Here is a 14875-nt window from a genome sequence, read left to right on the forward strand (position 1 = left end):
AGGTGATACAATGAACAAAGGGAAGTATTATAAAAAGGCTACGTCTTTGTATAATAAAGGGGAAATAGATAAGGCTATAAAGCTTTGTGAAAAAATCATAAGCATGGACCTAAAAAATTCAGCAGTGCTCAATCTAAAAGGTCTCCTTTTATATTTGAAAGGAGATATTGAAGATGCAGAAAGCCTTTGGAAGATAAATAAATATTACAATAATGATAAGGTATCACAAAAGTATTTGCAAGGCGTTGAAAAGGATAGGCTGAAGTTAGATATGTATAATCAATCATTGCAGCTTATAACTGAGTTAAGAATCAATGAAGCGGTATTGCTTTTAGAGACTTGCAGGGAAAGTGATTTTAATCTAATAAATGTATGCAATACATTAGCAGCTTGTTACATAAAGCAAGGTAAATACCAAGAAGCTGAAGAAAACATAAATAAAGTATTTAGTATAGATATAAAGAATAAAGAAGCGTTGAGCACAAAAAAAATATTAATAGAATACGGTATTTTAAAAAAGAATAACAAAAATTTTAAAATCCTATCAGCAGCATTTATTTCATGTGTTTTGATAATAGGCATATACGGATATTATAATATTTTGAATAAAAGTTCGCTAAATAGTAAAAATAATAAAGCGATTTCAAATACAGTTTCCGTACCTGAAAAACAAAAAGTTAGTGAGCCTGCAAAGAGCAGCACAAATAATAGTGCTAATACTTCTTTAAACACTGCTAATACCAATGTTCAAGATCAATTTCCAAGCGATAAGCTAAAGGATGCTGTTAATAAGAATTCTTTTGATGATATATATGACATTGTTAAGCAGTATAAGGATTATTCTGGCAATGAAGATAATAAAATTTTAATTAATCAGTCAATAAGCTTATTGCAGCAAAGCGGCAGTAAATATTTTTATGATACCGCAAGAGAAAAGCATAAGGCGAATCAATACGAAGCTGCTATTAGCTATTACAACAAATGCCTTGAATATAATCAAGATGAAAACATAAAACCAGACTTAATATTTATGATAGCTGACTGCTACAAGAACTTGAATAATATAGATAAGGCCACTGAATTTTATGATCAGTATTTAAAATTTAATTCTCAAAATGGATATCAGGAAACGGCACTTTATGAGATGGTACTTATATATAAGGATAGGGACAAGGAGAAAGCTAAAGCCTATGCTGAAAGTTTAATAAATAAATATCCTAAATCTATATATAATAATTCTATTGTGAAAGCTGTATTGAATCAATAATAATTTTAACAAAGAGAAGGTGGAGAAGTTGTTATTAGTAAAAAATGCAGAAATTTATTCCCCTGAATATTTAGGTAAAAAGGATGTAGTGATTGCCGGCGGTAAGATTGAGGAAATCGGCGGAAATATTGAAATATCAAAATCTTTTTCCAATGTGGAAGTTATAGATGGTGAGGGCAAATACTTGTTTCCAGGTTTTATTGACTCCCATGTCCATATATTAGGCGGTGGTGGAGAAGACGGCTTTCATTCAAGAACTCCAGAAATTAATCTTTCTGATATAACCAGTGCTGGTATTACTACAGTGGTAGGCTGCTTGGGAACGGATTCTGTAACGAGAGATATGAGAAGTCTTCTTGCAAAGGCTAGGGCTTTAGAAGAGGACGGAATAACTACATATATATTTACTGGTTCATACGATATACCTGTAAGATCTATGTTTAACGAGCCTGATGAAGATATAGTACTGATAGATAAGGTGGTAGGAATTGGGGAGGTAGCTTTATCAGATCACCGTTCCTCTCAGCCTACCTATGAAGAATTCATAAGGGTGGTAGCTAAAGCCAGAGTTGGTGGATTGCTATCTGGAAAGGCTGGCATAGTGGATATACATATGGGAGGGGGAAAAGCAGGGCTGAAATACTTGTTTAGAATGCTAAAAGAAACCGAGATATCTGTAAATCAGGTTTTACCAACTCATGTAAATAGATGTGAAGAACTTATGAGGGAAGCGGTAGAATATGCTAAGATAGGTGGCTTAGTAGATATAACAACCAGCAGTGATTCAGATAATTTAGAGCCTGGTGAAGAGCTGGCAAGTGAATCCTTAAAATATTTTCTAGACAATGGAGTACCTATAGAAAATATTCAATTCACATCGGATGGTCAGGGAAGTTTGCCAATATTTAGAGAAAACGGTGAATTAAAAGGCATAGGAATTGGAAGAGTAGACAGCCTATATAGAGAAGTTAGAGCGGCAATACTAAATAAGGATATACCTATAGAACAAGCTTTGAAATTAATTACATCTAACGTGGCAAAAAACTTTAAATTCGCCCAAAAGGGAAGAATAAAGCAAGGATTAGATGGAGATTTGGTTCTAGTGGATAAGCAAACTTTGAAGATAAAAGATGTTATATGTATGGGAAATATTATGATAAAAGACGAAGAAATCATCAAAAGGGGCACCTTTGAAACTAATACTAGGTAATAATTATTTTAAGTTGACACCCAAATATTAATAAAGCTATAATAAAGCTATACCTAATAGGGGTATAAAACATAGGGAGGTAATTTAAATGAGAGAAGTATTAGACAATAATTTTCAAGAAGAAATAGAAAACTATGCAGGAGTAGCGGTAATAGATTTTTGGGCTACCTGGTGCCCTCCATGTAAAATGCTTACACCCATCTTTGAAGAACTAAATAATGAATTAGGGGATAAGATAAAGTTTGCTAAGGTTAACGTGGATGAAAATCCTGAAATATCTAACAAATATAGAATTACAAACATTCCAGCTATTTTGATATTCAATAATGGTAAAGTAGCGGAGACTTTAGTTGGCTTTAGACCAAAGCAGGAGCTAAAAGCAGTATTAGAAAAGTATATATAAAGAGGTGTGTTTTTTGGAGGAACGATATGATATTGCCATAATAGGAAGTGGACCAGCTGGTTTATCTGCCGCCATAAATGCCAAAATAAGAAATAAAAAAATTATTTTGTTTGGCAGTAAAGAATTAAGCCATAAAATTGTTAAAGCACCTAAAATAAATAATTACTTAGGACTTCCTGGGCTTACAGGGAATGAACTTAAGGACAAATTTAAAGAGCATATAGATGCCATGGATATATGTATTAATACAGAAAGAGTTAATAATGTTTTTTCCATGGGAGATTATTTTGCAATCATGGTAAATGAAAAAATGTATGAAGCAAAAACTATCATAATAGCAACCGGAATGGAATATACAAAGCCCATTAAAGGCGAATTGGAGTATCTAGGCAAAGGCGTAGGATATTGTGCAACCTGTGATGCACCCCTTTATAAAAATAAAAAAGTAGCTATAGTTGGCTATAATGATGAAGCAGCAATAGATACAAATTATGTTAGTGAAATTGCAGATAAGGTTTATTACATACCTATGAACAAAACTAATGTTAAACTAAATGATTCAGTAATAGTTATAGAGGACAATCCTATAGAAATTATTGGAGAGGATGTTGTTAATAAATTAGTTTTAAGAAAGCAGGAAATAGAAATAGATGGAGTATTCGTTATGAAGGATAGTATAGCTCCAGGACAGCTTGTTCCAGGGCTAGAAATGGAAAATGAGCATATCAAAGTTGATAGAAACATGAGAACTAATCTCTCAGGATGCTTTGCAGCGGGAGACTGTACTGGCAAGCCATATCAATACTTAAAATCTGCTGGAGAAGGTTTAGTGGCAGCACTTAAGGCTGTAGAATATTTGGATGTAAAGCCGAATAAGTAATAATAAATTTTTAAAAAGCTTGTGATTTTTACTAAACATAAAAATCACAAGCTTTTTATTACCTGCTGGCAACGAAAAATACATGGTTGCCTATGGGTTTAACATTAGCCTTTTTAATTTCTTTCATCCATCTTGATGTAGCTGTTTTAGGATTGTAGAAAAATACAGCTTCACCAGTTGGATCCATACCTTTTAAAGCATCATAAACTGCATTCACACAGTCATCTGTGGGTGCAAAACCTATCTTTCCGTTAATAACGCAAGAAAAGGCACCCTTTTGTTTAATAACGCCTTCTACGGTTTTTGGAAATTCAGGATCTAAAAGCCTATTTAAAATTACAGAAGCTACAGCCACCTTACCAGTGTATGGCTCAGCTCTGCTTTCTGCAAATACAGTCTGCGCCATTAAATAAATATCATCATTTGAAATGGATATTCTGTTATTTTTATAATTAAATACTTGGATGGTATCATCCTTTGATGCTTTAGCTACTTCTGAATAAGCTTGAGCACTAGCAGTCATACTGCTTCCCAATAAAATAAATAGACAGAAAGCAGCTGTTGATATTAAAAATTTTCTCATTAAATTCCTCCCTTTGCCTGCGAAGTTAGCTGCCGGGTTCGGAAAAGGTATAACCTACACATTTAGTGATTCACCCCAATTTTGGTTCCTCCGCATTTTATACATTATTTGCTATAAAATTTAGGCTAAAGGTATTGTTGCACAAAAAATATATTTTTATACACAATTTAATGATTATTTTTCAAATCTGTATATTTTTTTACAAAAGCATCATAGCTATCACCGATTGATGTAAACATGTTTGAAGGAGTAAAATATATATCCTTTAATGCGGCAGCATCAAGAGGAGTAGTGGAACTTCCCGCTTGAACTTTTTCATTGTTTACAGAGTTTATAAAACTTTGTATGTAGGAATCATAGGTATTTAAAATCTTAATGAAATTTGAGTTGCCATCTCTGAAATTGCTAGGACTTACAGCACCTTTAGCTTCATTAATCAAATCGTCACAAGCATTTAAATCATTTGTGGCCAAAGATACCACGTCATCATAGCTCATGGAGTGATTTCTTGCTTTGCCAAGCTCTACGGAAAAATCGGTTTTTAATGAGGCAAACTTAGAAAGCATATCATCCATAGTGTCAACATATTTTTGATATTGAGACGCATCTAAAGCAGCTTGAGTGTTAACCTTAACCAAATTATCTGTATAGGACTGAAATATATTTATGAAGTTTTTAGCTTGAGCAAATACAGATATAGTAATGTTGCCAACCTGAAATTTTGAATATTGAGTTTCACAGTTGTCTTTGTAATTATTGAAATCAGTAACAGAATCTTTTATGTCTGAAGCGTTTGGATTATTGAATATAGCAAGAGCCTGCCTATACATTAGTATATTATTTTTAAGTCCCGTAGTTATATAATTATTTTGATTCTTATAGTCATTCCCAGGAGGGTTGTTGTCCAAATCATTGCTTGCCTTCTCTAGTGAGCTTAAGACTTTTGGAAGCTCTTTTTTTGCATCCTCAGGGTTTATAGTAGTATTATTAACAATATTATTTGCATCTGTATTAGCAGTACTAATATCATTTACTATTTGCTTTATCTGTCTTTCATATTTACTAACAGTATTGTTTACAAAAAGAGTGTATGAAAGCGTGAAAGTTCCCATAAGCAAAGCAGCTATGATAATAACCCAGAGTACTGTAACAGTTGTTTTACTTAACCCTTTTTTCTTTGTTTTAGTGTTTTTACTAACCAAATAAGTGCACCACCTTAATTTTATATGTTTAATGATGATGAATCTTCCTAGAAAAATTCATAAGGCTATGTAAATAGTTAAAATTCAGTATTTACATAGGGTTTCTACATGGATCGGTTAACAAGCCTAAAACCACTATATTAATATACGTTCATGGTTAAAAATTATATAGGGTAAATATAGGGCAGTCAACATAAATATATTTTATCACATAATAATAAGTATAGCCTTCATATTTTATTTAATGAATTATAATTTTATGTTTAATTTTATTATAATTCGTTAAATTTTAGGTACATTTAATCCGTATAATAGTGTATAATTGATAATAAGAATAATATAACTGAGGTGACAAAGTGGTTGACTTATTTAATCTAATTATATACACGGTTAAAGGTATAAAAATCACATCGGTTTTAGATATATTAGTGATTTCGTACATATTCTATAAAGGGTACACCTTAATAAAAGAGACTAGGGCTGAGCAGCTTCTCAAAGGTCTATTGCTAGTAGTTTTGCTTATCCCAATTAGTGATTTATTAAACCTGACCATGCTGAATTTAATACTTAATAAAACTATAACAATTGGAGTGCTGTCTTTAGTTATCATATTTCAGCCTGAGATAAGAAGAGCGCTGGAGCATTTGGGTAGAAGTGCTTTTATGGAGAGGCATATCCTGCTTGAGGATGATGAGGTTATGCAGAAAGTAATAACTGAAGTGGTTATAGCAGTAGATAATTTAGCAAAAACAAAAACAGGAGCACTCATAGCAATAGAGCAAAAAACAGGATTAAATGATGTTATAGCTTCTGGAACTCTAATAGATGCCAGGGTATCATCAGCCCTGCTTGAAAATATATTCGTAGTGAATACTCCTCTCCATGATGGAGCAACAATAATAAGAAATGATAGAATACTTGCTGCAGGATGTGTATTGCCACTAACAGCGAATACAGATATAAATAAAAAACTTGGAACTCGTCATAGAGCTGCTATGGGAATTACTGAAATATCCGATGCCTTATTGGTTATAGTGTCAGAAGAAACCGGAATAATATCTCTATCCGTAAATGGCAAAATAACTAGAAACTATGATAAGGATAGATTAAAAGACATATTGATAAGAATAATGAAAAGAAGGCAGAATAGCAAAAAAAGTACTATAGGGGAGAAGGTGAAGCAATGGACAAGAAAAAAGACAAACAATTCATCGTCAAAATAGTCTGTGTCTTAGCTTCATTTATATTTTGGATTTATGTATCCAATACTCAGAACCCAGAAAGAACAAGGTCTATTTCTGTTCCGATTACTATTGAAAATAAGGATGCTTTAAGCAAGCTGAAATTAGTGCTTGGAGATGATCAGCCAACTAGTGTGAGCATTACAGTAAAAGGTCCTATGGTGGAAATAAATAAATTAGATATAAGTAAGTTTAAAATGGTAGTAGATTTATCAGGATATGCCTTTAAGCAAGGGAAAAATTCTATACCAGTAAGAATAGTTGATAAGCCAGATGATATAGTAGTGCTGGACCCTGATAGCTTAAGAGTTGATGTGGATGTAGATACTTTAATTGAAAAGAGTGTTCAGGTAAAGGTTAAAAAATCAGTTACAACAAAAGATGGATATACAGATTTTCAAGCAGTTCCTACTCCTAATTCAGTAAGTGTAAGCGGTCCGTCTACTTATGTAGATGATGTAGATTATGTAGCGGTAGATTTTACTGCTAAGAATTTAGATAGTGATTATCAGACTACACTTCCGCTAAAGGCTTATGACAAGGCAGACAGAGTAGTTAATAATGTCACCATAACTCCAAATAATGCACAGGTAATAGTACCTGTTAAAAAGAAAAAGACAGTAAATGTAAATGTAAAAACTACAGGAAGTGCTGGAACAGGATTGCAGATTAAGGGCATGGATGTTCAGCCCACCACTGTTGAAATAGCTGGGGATGATAATGCTATAAAATTGATTAATTCTATAGATACTGAACCTATAGATTTAGGGAGCATAAAGGATACCAATAGTATGGATGTTAAGCTGGTGGTACCTAATAATGTCACCTTGATGCAGGATAAGAGCACTGTAACAGTGAAGGTAACTGTGGATAAGATATCTCAGAAAAATTTAAATGTGGATATTAAATTCAATAACTTAGGACAGGAGTATAATTATGAGTCCGATAAAACCAGTATATCTTTAATACTATCAGGATCAGATAGTACGATATCTAATATAAATGCAGGAAATATAAGTTGTATTGCGGATCTTTCCAACTTAAAAGAAGGAGACAATTATAATATAACTTTAAATGTTACTGTACCTCAAGGAGTGCAGATAGTATCTTATTCACCTCAAACTGTGAAGGTAAAGATAACTAAAAAGCAATAAAAAGCACAGGATAATATATGGAGGACGTTTATGACCTTAAGAATAAACAATATAACTCTTGGCTTAGATGACGACATTTCCATGTTAAAGGATAAGGTATGTAAAAAGTTAAGAGTATCAAATAAAATCATAGCTAATTTTAAAATAATCAAAGAATCCATAGATGCTAGAAAGAAAGATAATATTAAATTTAATTATTCAGTGAATGTGGATTATGAAAATGAGGAAAGTATAGTTAAAAAGCTAAAAGATAGGGATATAGTTCTTGACAATAGAGAAATAAATGAAGAAATAGTGCCAGGAAATGAAAAACTCAATCACAGACCGGTAATAATAGGCATGGGACCTGCAGGAATGTTTGCAGGTCTTATGCTGGCAAGAAAAGGATATTCTCCTGTTATATTCGAAAGAGGAGAGGATGTAGACAGCAGAACAAAGACCGTAGACAAATTTTGGGCAAATGGTATACTTAATACTGAGTCAAACGTGCAGTTTGGAGAGGGAGGCGCAGGCACTTTTTCAGACGGCAAGCTTACTACCAGAATAAAGGATAAAAGGTGTGACTATGTACTAGAGGAACTTGTAAGTGCAGGAGCTCCAGCGGAGATAATATATAGTGGAAAACCTCACATAGGAACTGACATTTTAAAAAAGGTAGTTAAGAATATACGTGAAGAAATTATCAGATTAGGCGGTGAAGTAATATTTAACAGCAAATTAAATAATTTGGTCGTAAAAGATGGTAAAATTAAAGCAGTAGTTATAAATGAGGATACCATACCTGCTGATGCGGTTGTATTAGCTATTGGACACAGTCCAAGAGACACTTACGAGATGCTTAATAAAAATGGGATTTTCATGGAGGCAAAGGCCTTTGCCATAGGTGTGAGAGTGGAACATCCTCAAAGCTTTATGGATGAAGCGCAGTATGGAAAATCTGCTGGTCATCCAAGATTAAAAGCTGCAGATTATAGAGTGGCTTATACTGACGATAATTTAAAAAGGGCAGTTTATAGCTTTTGTATGTGCCCAGGAGGAGAGGTTGTAGCAGCAGCTTCTGAAAATAATAGATTAGTAACAAATGGAATGAGCTATTACAAAAGAGATAAGGCAAATGCTAATTCAGCTTTGGTGGTTTCTGTTTCGCCAGAAGATTTTCAGGGAAATTCTCCACTTAGAGGAATGGAATTTCAAAGGCACTATGAAAGTCTTGCTTTTAATGCTGGTGGAGGAAAATATTTTGCACCTGTTCAGCTTATAGGAGACTTTATGCAAGATAGAAAGAGCACAGCAATAAAGGGAGTAGAGCCTTCATATGTGCCAGGATGGATTTTTTCTGACATGAGAGAGTGCTTACCTTCCTATGTAATAGATATGCTTAAAATTGGAATAAATCAGTTTGATAAAAAAATAAGAGGCTTTGCTATGGAGGATGCAGTACTTACAGGTATAGAAACTAGAACTTCTGCTCCTGTTAAGCTTACTAGAAATGAAAGCCTGGAAAGCATTTCTCTCAATGGATTATATCCTGCAGGAGAAGGAGCTGGATATGCCGGAGGAATAGTTTCCGCAGCGGTAGATGGAGTTAAGGTTGCTGAGAACATTATAAAAAGATACTTTTTTTAATTCAGATTATTCAGACAAATAGACTTTTTGTGGTTTTATTTGTTAAAATATAAACAAAGTCTAATAGGTTTTATAGACCTTAATATACATGTTTTATTGGGAGGAATAATAAGATGGTAAAGAATTTTGATGAAGTAGTGGCAAAGGTTAAAAGTGGCAAAGTAAAAAAATTAGCAGTAGCAGTGGCTCAGGACGAACCTGTTCTACAGGCAGTAAACGAAGCTAAAAAGCAGGGAATAGCTGATGCTATACTTGTTGGAAATGAAGAAATGATTAAAGAAATAGCATCAAAGATTGGCATGGATTTATCACAGTTTGAAATAGTGAATGAAACCAATGATTTAAAAGCAGCTTTAAAAGCAGTAGAGCTTGCCTCAAAGGGTGAAGCTGACATGGTTATGAAGGGATTAATCGATACAGCGAATTTCTTAAGATCTGTTTTGAACAAAGAAGTTGGACTTAGAACTGGTAAGCTTATGTCTCACGTAGCAGTTTTTGAAATTCCAGCCTTTGATAGATTAATATTCTTAACAGATGCTGCATTCAATACTTACCCAGATTTAAAGGCTAAGAAGGATATACTTAACAATGCAGTTAAGGTTGCTCATTCCATAGGAATTGAGATGCCAAAGGTAGCACCAATTTGTCCAGTAGAAGTTGTAAACCCAGATATGCCAGCTACAGTAGATGCTGCTATACTTGCTAAAATGAGTGACAGAGGACAGATAAAGGGCTGTATAGTTGATGGACCTTTAGCACTTGATAATGCTATTTCAGCAGAAGCTGCAAAGCATAAAAAGGTAGGGGGACCTGTTGCAGGCCAGGCGGATATATTATTACTTCCTAATATAGATGTAGCTAATGTTATGTATAAGACATTAACATATACAACAAATTCAAGAAACGGTGGAATATTAGTAGGAACATCTGCACCAGTTATATTGACTTCAAGAGCAGACAGCGAAGAAACAAAAATGTATTCAATAGCACTAGCTGCATTAGTAGCTGCAAATAAATAAATTTTAAGGAGGATGCAAAAATGCCATTAAAGCTTTTAATAATCAATCCAGGTTCAACTTCCACTAAAATAGGTGTATACGAGGATGAGAAGGATGTTTTAGTAGAAAATTTAAAGCATTCAAATGAAGAAATAGAAAAATATGCAACAGTAACAGATCAATTTGAATTCAGAAAAGAAGCAATTTTAAAGGTTCTTAAAGAAAAAAATATAGACATAAAAACACTTAATGCAGTAGTTGGAAGAGGCGGACTATTAAAACCTATAGAAGGCGGTACATACTCTGTTAACGAAAGCATGTTAGAGGATTTAAAAATTGGGATTCAAGGAGAGCATGCTTCAAATCTTGGTGGAATAATAGCACATTCTATAGCAACTGAACTCAATATTCCTTCTTATATAGTAGACCCAGTTGGGGTAGATGAGCTAGAGGATATAGCTAGAATATCTGGAATGCCAGAACTACCAAGAAGAAGTATATTCCATGCATTGAATCAAAAGGCAGTGGCTAAAAGATATGCTAAGGAAGATGGAAAGAAATATGAAGATTTAAATCTCATAGTAGCTCATATGGGCGGTGGAGTTTCTGTTGGAGCTCATAAAAAAGGAAGAGTAGTAGACGTTAATAATGCATTGGATGGAGAAGGAGCATTTTCACCTGAAAGAAGCGGATCCGTTCCAATAGGCGATTTAGTTAAGCTTTGCTACAGCGGAAAATATACACTTGCAGAGATGAAAAAGAAGATAAACGGAAAAGGCGGTCTTGTAGCTCATCTAAATACAAATAATGCTTTAGAAGTTTATAACGCAGCTCAAGCTGGAGATGAAAAAGCTAAGCTCATATTTGAAGCTATGGGTTATCAAGTAGCTAAAGAAATAGGAAAAGCTGCAGCTGTTCTTTGCGGAAAGGTAGATGCAATACTTATTACTGGAGGAATTGCATATAATGAAACTATGGATAAGTTAATATCAGATAGGGTATCTTTCATAGCTCCTGTGGTTATATACGGAGGAGAAGACGAACTTCTTGCACTTGCGCAAGGAGCAATTAGAGTTTTAAACGGAGAAGAAAAAGCAAAAGTATACTAGAAATAGGATTTGTTAAAAAAATCTACTTGAAACAATTAAATGCTTCAAGTAGATTTTTTATTATTCACGTATCATACCATCTTTTATATTTATAATCCTATTACAATAATTTGCTATATTAATATCATGAGTGACAATTATTATAGTTTTGCCAGAAGCATTTACTTCACATAAAAGCTTCATAATATTTTCTCCAGTTTCCTGATCTAAGGCACCAGTAGGTTCATCCGCAAGAATGACTTCAGGGTTACCTACTAAGGCTCTGGCAATGGCCACTCTTTGCTGTTGACCACCAGAAAGCTGAGCAGGAAGCTTATCACTTAAGCTTTTTATACCGAGCTTATCCATATATTCAAGAGCCATTTTTTTGCAAGTATGTTTTGATATTTTTCTATAGCTTAAAGGGAGCATAACATTGTCAAGTGCGGAGTATTCTTTAAGTAAGGCAAAATACTGAAATATAAATCCTATCTCTTTATTTCTAAATTTGTGAAATTTATTTTTATGTAATTGAGATGATTCTGTGCCGTTAAAAATATATTTTCCGTCAGTAGCGTCATCGATAAACCCCATAATATTTAGCAAAGTGCTCTTGCCAGAACCAGATGGCCCCATAATTGCTATCATTTCTCCAGGTTCGATACATATATTAATATTTTTTAATGCATATAATTTATTTTCTTTTTCACCATATATCTTGTCTAAATTTTCTAGTCTTATTATATCCATTAGTCCATCCCTCCTATTAAATCTTTGGGCTTAAGCTTTTTCAGTTGAATAAAAATTATTAATGAAATGAATATAAACACCAATATTACATAAATAAATAATTGTAGCAGAGAAAATAAATCTAGAGGAGTATAAGGATCAGTAAAATATAAATAAGCAGATTGTTTTGATATTAGTTGAATACTTACTTTGTTTTCAATTAAATATTCATAAATTGCTCCGATAAAGGATATAAGGGAAATAATAGTGATTTCTACCAATAAGCTATTAAATATATTAAATGTACTGGCTCCATAAGCTATACGTATGCCTATTTCTCTTTTTTTATTTAGAATCGTCACAATTAAGGAGGTAACCAGACCTATAGAGGAAAAAACGCAAAAAAATATGGAAATAACAATTTGAGATAAATTACTTTTAATAAAATAATCTTTAGAATTTTTTAATATGGTTTTTAGCTTTGTGTTTTCTTCAGACAATTTTAGGTCCTTGGCTTTTAAATTAATTTTTTTACTAGCAGCCTCAAAATTAGAAGTATCTTTTAGCTGCAGTAGTAAGCCTCTTGAAATACGTGATTCCAAGATTTGAGGATCAGCTTCCTCTTCGTCATTAATTGGAATTACGATAATGTTACTTAAATTCACTAAATCTGACCTATTTCCTTGATCATAAAAATAGCTATTATTTTTTATAAAGCCTGAGATTTTAAATTGCTCCAGCTTATTTGATTGTAATGTTATGATATCTCCAATTTTAAAATATTTTTCATATAAGGAACCAAGTAATACATTTCTCATATCACTTTGCTCTTTATCAAAATCCTTTGAATTAAAGGCATTGCCCTTTGAAACAGGCAATTTTATGAAGTTATTTAAGTCTTTATCTATAATGAGTAAGTTAACATTTACTGAGTCTATTTTAGTGTTAGAGTTCATATTCTTATCTATAGGAGGATTTAAATTATTTAGCTCGTTCACTAAGCTTTGTTTATTAATGTAATTTAAATTATTTAGATTTAATAGTTTATAATAATAGGAGAAGGTGCCATAATTTTTTATATCATTATTGTTTTGAATATATTTATAGAAATTAATGTAATCGGGTTTTTGCTTTTCTGTGGACAAACTCTCAATTCCTATTGGATTATACATAAGTGACGTTTTATTCATATCGGCTATCTTTTCAAAATAATTAGAGAATTTATGTATTGAATTATAAAAAATAGTAAAGGATATTATTGTAGAAAAGCCAATAATAAATTGTATTATTATAAGAAGTAAGCTTACTTTTCTTTTACTCATTGATTTTATTGCTTCAGTTACAGAGTTCATATTGACCTCCTCTATTCTTTAAGAATTGCAGCGGGCTGCACCTTAAATGCAATTCTTGCAGGTATCACAGCTGTAAATACGCAGGTTAATAGTGATATAAAAATTGAAAAAATAAATGTATTAAAAGACAGAGTAAATTCATAAGATAACAGATTAATTGATAGTTTATTTAGCAAAGCAAGAAGTATAGCAGCAGCAAAGCTAGCTAGGAGGCAAATAAATAATATTTCCTTTAATATAAGAGCATATAAAGATAATTTACTTGCACCAAGTACTTTTCTTAAGGATATTTCCTTTCTTCTGAAATGTATCCAAAAGTAGCTAATATTTATTATATTAAATATATTGATAAGCAGCAGCTTCCAAATATCCTTCAGATCACTTTGAAATCCTCTTGTTATGTTACTTCTTGCGGTAGCAATTCGAGTATCATCCGTTACATTTATTGCTGCCGTAGAATATATGCTTAAAAGTGCCTTTTTAAAATTATTTATCTCAATTTCAGGATTTTTGTTATTTTTAACCACAAAATCAAAAGCATTATTTCTATTCATAGGCCCTAATATTTCTGGTATATAGTTGATAGGAATAAATACTTGTTTATTTATTGTGGAACCCTCTGATTTGCCACAAGTGCCTACTATTTTAAATATTTTACCACCAATATTAACATTGTTATCTTCGATTCCATTTGTTATTTTGCTTCCCACTACAGCAATTTTTTCATTGCTAGTGCCATTTATGAAGCTACCTTTTTCCAGTGGCGGCACCCATAAATATTTGTCCTTAGGTAAAATACCTGTAACAAGCATGATATCATAGTTTTGGGTTTGGATAGGAATAAATTCTTTGGCAACATCGGAGCTTATAAAATTCTCTTTTAAGATATTTGCTAAAGCTGTCATTTCGTAATCATCTGTGAAGGACAAACTAACTTTTTTAACATATTTAAAATTTCCATTAGAATGATCCTGGGTAGCCCTGTTGATTTGATTAAGAATTGATATACCCACACAAAGTGCAAGCATAGAAATAAAAAAGCCTGAAAATAAAATCACAAAACAAAGTTTGGAATTTCTTATACGTTTTATTATCCAGTACAATGGCAGTCACCTCATTAAAATTGATTAACTAGTGCTTTT

General features: G+C 32.6%; 14 protein-coding genes and 1 riboswitch. Of the genes, 9 read left to right on the top strand and 5 right to left on the bottom strand.

Features of this window, described 5'->3' with window-relative positions; translation table 11 throughout:
* The first annotated feature begins 10 nt into the window (after positions 1-10).
* From IAI10_RS04260 to IAI10_RS04275, 4 genes are all read left to right on the top strand, one after another.
* Positions 11-1267, top strand: coding sequence for a tetratricopeptide repeat protein (locus IAI10_RS04260; protein WP_315672046.1), 1257 nt, complete (start codon positions 11-13; stop codon positions 1265-1267).
* Between the two features lie 28 nt (positions 1268-1295).
* On the top strand, positions 1296-2477 hold the full coding sequence (gene iadA / locus IAI10_RS04265) for a beta-aspartyl-peptidase (protein ID WP_315672047.1): 1182 nt from the start codon (positions 1296-1298) through the stop codon (positions 2475-2477).
* A gap of 88 nt (positions 2478-2565) precedes the next feature.
* The gene (gene trxA / locus IAI10_RS04270) at positions 2566-2880 is read left to right on the top strand and encodes a thioredoxin (protein WP_315672048.1); all 315 of its coding nucleotides are present in this window, start codon (positions 2566-2568) and stop codon (positions 2878-2880) included.
* Between the two features lie 13 nt (positions 2881-2893).
* A complete protein-coding gene (locus IAI10_RS04275; protein WP_315672049.1) occupies positions 2894-3760 on the top strand; it encodes an NAD(P)/FAD-dependent oxidoreductase in 867 nt (288 codons plus the stop codon).
* Positions 3761-3818: 58 nt separating this feature from the next.
* Here the strand turns inward: IAI10_RS04275 and IAI10_RS04280 are convergent, their stop codons facing one another.
* Both IAI10_RS04280 and IAI10_RS04285 read right to left on the bottom strand, forming a co-directional pair.
* Positions 3819-4343: a cell wall hydrolase gene (locus IAI10_RS04280; RefSeq protein ID WP_396334338.1), complete on the bottom strand. Its 525-nt coding sequence runs from the start codon at positions 4341-4343 to the stop codon at positions 3819-3821.
* A 2-nt stretch (positions 4344-4345) separates the two neighbouring features.
* A riboswitch (cyclic di-AMP (ydaO/yuaA leader) is annotated at positions 4346-4480 on the bottom strand.
* A 30-nt stretch (positions 4481-4510) separates the two neighbouring features.
* Positions 4511-5545 (bottom strand): hypothetical protein, encoded by a 1035-nt coding sequence (locus IAI10_RS04285; RefSeq protein WP_315672050.1) that lies wholly within the window; start codon positions 5543-5545, stop codon positions 4511-4513.
* Positions 5546-5901: 356 nt separating this feature from the next.
* Here IAI10_RS04285 and cdaA point away from each other — a divergent pair, with 356 nt between their 5' ends.
* The 5 genes from cdaA to buk all read left to right on the top strand — a co-directional run bounded on the left by cdaA (position 5902) and on the right by buk (position 11673).
* Positions 5902-6768 carry a diadenylate cyclase CdaA gene (cdaA, locus tag IAI10_RS04290; protein ID WP_315672051.1) on the top strand — a complete coding sequence of 289 codons (867 nt, stop codon included), beginning with the start codon at positions 5902-5904 and terminating at the stop codon, positions 6766-6768.
* A complete protein-coding gene (locus IAI10_RS04295) occupies positions 6729-7940 on the top strand; it encodes a CdaR family protein (RefSeq protein WP_315672052.1) in 1212 nt (403 codons plus the stop codon). Before cdaA ends, IAI10_RS04295 begins: the two co-directional genes overlap by 40 nt.
* A gap of 30 nt (positions 7941-7970) precedes the next feature.
* A complete protein-coding gene (locus IAI10_RS04300) occupies positions 7971-9566 on the top strand; it encodes an FAD-dependent protein (RefSeq protein WP_315672053.1) in 1596 nt (531 codons plus the stop codon).
* Between the two features lie 113 nt (positions 9567-9679).
* Positions 9680-10585, top strand: a complete 906-nt coding sequence (ptb, locus tag IAI10_RS04305) for a phosphate butyryltransferase (protein WP_315672054.1) — start codon at positions 9680-9682, stop codon at positions 10583-10585.
* Positions 10586-10605: 20 nt separating this feature from the next.
* Entirely contained in the window at positions 10606-11673 is a 1068-nt protein-coding gene (gene buk, locus IAI10_RS04310) for a butyrate kinase (RefSeq protein WP_315672055.1), read from the top strand.
* Between the two features lie 60 nt (positions 11674-11733).
* Here buk and IAI10_RS04315 read toward each other — a convergent pair whose 3' ends face one another.
* From IAI10_RS04315 to IAI10_RS04325, 3 genes are read right to left on the bottom strand one after another with little or no spacing between them, the layout of a single operon-like run.
* Positions 11734-12402 carry an ABC transporter ATP-binding protein gene (locus IAI10_RS04315; RefSeq protein WP_315672056.1) on the bottom strand — a complete coding sequence of 223 codons (669 nt, stop codon included), beginning with the start codon at positions 12400-12402 and terminating at the stop codon, positions 11734-11736.
* Positions 12402-13733 (bottom strand): FtsX-like permease family protein, encoded by a 1332-nt coding sequence (locus tag IAI10_RS04320; protein WP_315672057.1) that lies wholly within the window; start codon positions 13731-13733, stop codon positions 12402-12404. Before IAI10_RS04320 ends, IAI10_RS04315 begins: the two co-directional genes overlap by 1 nt.
* Before the next feature lie 11 nt (positions 13734-13744).
* On the bottom strand, positions 13745-14836 hold the full coding sequence (locus IAI10_RS04325; protein WP_315672058.1) for an ABC transporter permease: 1092 nt from the start codon (positions 14834-14836) through the stop codon (positions 13745-13747).
* Positions 14837-14875: the final 39 nt, after the last annotated feature.

The organism is Clostridium sp. 19966 (assembly GCF_032335695.1).
Taxonomy (GTDB): domain Bacteria; phylum Bacillota; class Clostridia; order Clostridiales; family Clostridiaceae; genus JACTOJ01.